Origin of the sequence: Microcoleus sp. BM001215392 (genome assembly GCF_036700185.1) — a bacterium.
Lineage (GTDB): Bacteria > Cyanobacteriota > Cyanobacteriia > Cyanobacteriales > Microcoleaceae > Microcoleus.
Map to the genome: position 1 here is coordinate 1 of NZ_JAUBOJ010000588.1, position 2,925 is coordinate 2,925.

The window sequence follows — 2,925 nt, forward strand, 5'->3', positions numbered from 1 at the left end:
TTCGGAATGCGAGTCCTTTCTTAGATGCGGACTCGCATTCCGAACGATCAAACCATTTCTTCTAGGTAATTGACCGGATTTGAGAGGGCAAGCTTTTTGCTATTTCAATCGCATACTTGGGGCGCGCTAAGAGTTGGCGCCCCACAAGATTTTAATTGTAGAGAGATAGTTTAATTTCAATGGCGAGCCGATCGCACTCGTTTACTGACAAGAAAATCCCAATTCCTATCACTCACTCAGTTTCGGGGAGAGTTTCGACTACATACTCCGGTACGTACTCAGCCTGCTTTTCAGGTCGATTCTCCGGCAATTTCTCGGGCAATTTATAGGGCAAATTCTCCCCCTGATTCTCGGGTCTGACTCGCCGAATCGGGAGATTTGCAATCAATGCTGTCGCCCGCTGATCGCTAGCGAGGGAAAACTCCGACTCAGTAGTATCTATTTCTACATAGCGAGACACCACCTCTAGAATTTCTCGGCGCATCGACTCAACCATTTCGGGGCTGAGCTCTGACCGATCGTGGGCTAGAACCAGTTTGAGGCGCCGCTTTACATCGTCGCGGCTGTTGTCAGGAAGGCGCGGGAAAAGTCGTTCGAGAAGTGTGTACAGCATGGGTAGAGCGGGTTTGTCAAGGGTTGGGCATAGAAAAAGTCAGTCGATTTGAGATTTGAGATTTGAGATTGGGGAATGACTTATTCGCGTCTGGTTTGCAGTAGGGGGGCAGCAGTTTGATGCTTTTTGCGAAATGGTGTCACTGGGGGAATTTTTGGGCTACTTTTTGTGATGTTAAAGGTCGATCGCCAATATGGCAGCACATCACATAATTTTAGTATTTAAGAACTTGCGGAGGCGAGTAAAGAAATTTTCCCGACGGGGAGTTAAATCTAGAAATTCAACTTTTTCGCCTTCTAAGCGGCGGGCAATATTGTCGAAGGCTGTTCCAGCTAAAGAGGCCATTTCCGACAAGACTAATGGTTCGCCTCGGTTGGTGGAAACGATGACTCGCTCGTCGTCGGGAACGACGCCTAACAGGGGAATGGCGAGGATTTCCCGCACGTCTTGCACCGACATCATATCATTTGCCAGCACCATTGCAGGCCTGATCCGGTTGACGATGAGCTGAATTTTTTTGACGTTGTTGGCTTCTAGCAGGCCGATGACTCGATCGGCATCACGGACAGCAGCGATTTCTGGAGTCGTGACAATCACACCTTCTTGCGCCGGGGCGATCGCATTTTGGAAACCCTGCTCAATTCCAGCCGGAGAGTCGATCAAAATATAGTCATATTTTGGTGCCAACATCCCCACAAGCTGCTTCATTTGGTCGGCGCTGATGGCATCCTTCATCCGAGTTTGGGCCGCCGGTAACAGCACCAAGCGCGGCTGCCGCTTGTCTTTCACCAAAGCTTGCTCTAAGCGACACTCTCCGGCGAGAACTTCTAAGGCCGTGTAAACAATGCGGTTTTCTAAGCCCAGCAGCAAGTCTAAATTTCTGAGGCCGAAATCGGCATCAATTACGGCAACGTTGCGCCCCCGCTTAGCTAAAGCCATGCCGAGATTGGCTGTGGAGGTGGTTTTTCCGACTCCGCCTTTCCCTGATGTAACAACAATAATGCGAGCCATAAGCGATTTTAGATTTATTGGGAATTAGTCATTGGGCATTGGTCATTGGGCATTGGGCATTGGGCATTGGGCATTGGTTATTGGTCATTGGTCATAAGCAATTAATCTTCTTATTTGTCATTCGTTGGCAATTGTTTTTTGACAATTGGGCATCAATCTATTATTCATTGAATCAACTCAACACTCAAAACTCATAACTCTCATTGCTCTACAAATTTTCTCTAAATTTGCACTGAAATTTGCGATTTTTCTTGATTCACTGATTTAGCTAAAACCAAATTATCAAGCGCAGACCTAAATAGAAATAGTATGACCAATGACTAATGACTAATGACCAATAACCAATAACCAATAACCAATAATCAATGACTAATTACCCATTACCGCCCATTAACTGCGATTTGTCAAAATCAGAGGCTCTACCGATCCGAATCCCCTGAGGCGTCACATAGGCGACTTCCGGGAAAAACTGAGCGGGTGAGGCTTCTGGGCCTCTGGCAACATACTTAGCAATCCTAATCACCATCGGTTCCATCTGCAAGGTCATAATCACGCTGTTGGTGTTGCCGCCAGCACCCGCGTGCACGACGCCCCGCAAACGGCCCCAAACCAGGATATCGCCTCCGGCGACGACTGAGCCGCCGGGATTTACGTCTCCCAAAAGTACGATCGTCCCTGGGTGACGAATTTCTACGCCCGATCGCACTGTCATCTGCAAATATAAAGGTTCCGCCAGGGATTGCGGTTTTTCGGCGGATTTACTCAGCCCAGAAACCGGAGGCTGCTGTTCTACAGAATAGCCTGCCGTAGCTGCTGCAACGGCCGTTTGGCGGCGGCTGGTTTGGACTCGTTTGAGTTGCAGTTCCGCTTCCGAGAGGGCATCGGCGATTTCTTGCAATTGGCGGATATCTAAAAGTCGATCGCTGCCCATCAATTGTACTTCGGCATTCGGCTGCCAAAAGCGTTCTCCAGCATTCAGCCTGACTTTTAGCTGCTGGCAAAGTTCAGCCCAAGTCGATGCGGTACCAGTTCCAGCTTCGTTGTTCGTTTCTGGGGGAAGTAGCAACAATAGCTGTCCATCTTCAGTCTTGAGTCGGACTTGCAGATTTAAGCTAACTTCGGGTGTTGATTGAGGGGTGGCAGCAGCGGCTGTTGAGGCATCGGGTGTCATGGGACTGTTCGATCTCGGGTAGGGACAGGTTAACATCAATATTAGCTCGATTGGTCATTAGTCATTAGATCTGGAGCAAAAGTCGAAATGTATATGTAGGGGCGTAGCATTTGGGCGAAAATTTATCGGT

Annotated in this window: 3 protein-coding genes; all 3 read right to left on the reverse strand. The window is 48.6% G+C overall.

Features of this window, described 5'->3' with window-relative positions; all coding sequences use genetic code 11:
* Positions 1-232: 232 nt before the first annotated feature.
* Positions 233-613, reverse strand: coding sequence for a cell division topological specificity factor MinE (minE, locus tag QT974_RS33020; protein ID WP_333472585.1), 381 nt, complete (start codon positions 611-613; stop codon positions 233-235).
* Positions 614-817: 204 nt separating this feature from the next.
* Entirely contained in the window at positions 818-1,624 is an 807-nt protein-coding gene (minD, locus tag QT974_RS33025; protein ID WP_333472586.1) for a septum site-determining protein MinD, read from the reverse strand.
* 373 nt (positions 1,625-1,997) lie between these two features.
* Complete coding sequence (gene minC, locus QT974_RS33030) at positions 1,998-2,795, reverse strand: septum site-determining protein MinC (protein ID WP_333472587.1); 798 nt, start codon at positions 2,793-2,795, stop codon at positions 1,998-2,000.
* Positions 2,796-2,925: the final 130 nt, after the last annotated feature.

Bases quoted from the DNA above. Each gene is read 5' to 3' on its own strand.
- minC (WP_333472587.1), bottom strand. From the start codon at position 2,795: ATGACACCCGATGCCTCAACAGCCGCTGCTGCCACCCCTCAATCAACA.
- minE (WP_333472585.1), bottom strand. From the start codon at position 613: ATGCTGTACACACTTCTCGAACGACTTTTCCCGCGCCTTCCTGACAAC.
- minD (WP_333472586.1), bottom strand. From the start codon at position 1,624: ATGGCTCGCATTATTGTTGTTACATCAGGGAAAGGCGGAGTCGGAAAA.